The sequence below is a fragment of the Roseibium aggregatum genome, assembly GCF_014692675.1.
GTDB classification, from domain to species: domain Bacteria; phylum Pseudomonadota; class Alphaproteobacteria; order Rhizobiales; family Stappiaceae; genus Roseibium; species Roseibium aggregatum_C.
Map to the genome: position 1 here is coordinate 1 of NZ_JABFCZ010000077.1, position 1,462 is coordinate 1,462.

The window sequence follows — 1,462 nt, forward strand, 5'->3', positions numbered from 1 at the left end:
CGTTTTTGCGTTTGGTCCTTTACGCGCTGGTCTTTGTCACGCGGGAGCTTGTTTCGGAGCTTTGGTGAGTGCCATTGCGATCTTTTTGATGTTTTGGGCAGTGGCGGCGAGTAGGCACTGCACTTGTACGCGTAGACGACTTCGGAACCTGGCATAGCGGTGGCCGTGGAGCTGTTTGGCATCTGCAAACGAGCGTTCGACGGTTTCCTTGCGGCGTTTGTAGACAGCCTTGCCCCAGGCAGTCAGGCGATGGCCATCCGTGCGCTCGCGGGCTTCTTGCCAGACATGGCGGGTGATGGTGCGGGCCGAGCCGGCATTTGAGGTGCAGGAGGCCAGAAGCGGACAGGTTGCGCAGATCGCAGGATCGGAGCGGTAGTGCTTGTAGCCATTGCGATCCGTTGTGGCATAGGTCAAGAGCTGACCTTCCGGACAGCGGTAGCCATCGGCGTCGGCCGCGTAGGCGAAGGCTGACTTGCGCATCATGCCAGGTCTGGGGGACGTGGGGCGGCGGTAACCGGTGACGCCCTGAATGTCCCGGTCCTCCAGCCCCCTGGCGATGCCCGTGGTGGCATAGCCCGCATCCAGACCGACGGCCTTCACGTCGAAGTCGAAGCGCTGCCGCTGGCGATCCAGTCGGGACAGATAAACGATGCTGTCATGGACATTGGCCGGCGTGGCGAAGGTGTCCGTGACGATCCCCAGCCTGCCGTCCACCGTGCGATGGTCCAGGTAGAAGAAGCCCTTCGGCTTGCCCTCGCGCACCATGTAGCCGCTGTCGGGATCCGTGCGGCTGACCTTGCTCTCCTTGACCTCCGGCTCCCGAGCCTGTCTCTTCAGCGGCTTCTGGCCATGCAGCTTGCGTTCCGCGTCGATGGCCTTGTCCAGATCCGCCCAGTAGTCCGAGCGCGACTTCTCTATCTGTGCCAGATCGTATTTGCCCTTGTTGGCATTCGCCTTCAGGTGTGTGCTGTCCGTGTAAAGCACCGTGCCATCCACAAGACCGTGGCTGATCGCCTGCTCGACAATGCGGTCGAAGATGTCCTGGGCCACGCTCGCGTCGTTGTAGCGCCGACGCCGGTTCTGGCTCAGCGTCGAGGCATCGAACACCTTGTCCGTCAGCTTCAGACGCAGAAACCACCGGTAGGCCACGTTTACCTCGATCTCGCGCACCAACTGGCGCTCCGAGCGGACCCCGAACAGGTAGCCGATGAACAACGCCTTGAACATCAGTGTCGGATCAAGCGGCGGACGACCGTTGTCCGCACAATAAAGATCCGCAACACGATCATGAATAAATGAAAAGTCGATCACCGTATCGATCTTGCGCAACAGGTGATCGGCGGGAACAAGCTGGTCGAGTGTGACCATCTCAAGCGCTGTCTGATCCGGACCGGGTTTCTTCAACATCAAAACAGTGAATCAAAAACCCCCGGCTAACGCCAGGGGTTTGTCAGCAGTCTGA

Annotated in this window: 1 protein-coding gene; it reads right to left on the bottom strand. The window is 60.2% G+C overall.

Annotation, left to right across the window (positions count from 1 at the left end; translation table 11 throughout):
- Positions 1-36: 36 nt before the first annotated feature.
- The gene (locus tag HK439_RS26345) at positions 37-1,407 is read right to left on the bottom strand and encodes an IS1182 family transposase (protein WP_190294456.1); all 1,371 of its coding nucleotides are present in this window, start codon (positions 1,405-1,407) and stop codon (positions 37-39) included.
- Between the last annotated feature and the right edge of the window lie 55 nt (positions 1,408-1,462).

Bases quoted from the DNA above. Each gene is read 5' to 3' on its own strand.
- HK439_RS26345 (WP_190294456.1), bottom strand. From the start codon at position 1,407: ATGTTGAAGAAACCCGGTCCGGATCAGACAGCGCTTGAGATGGTCACA.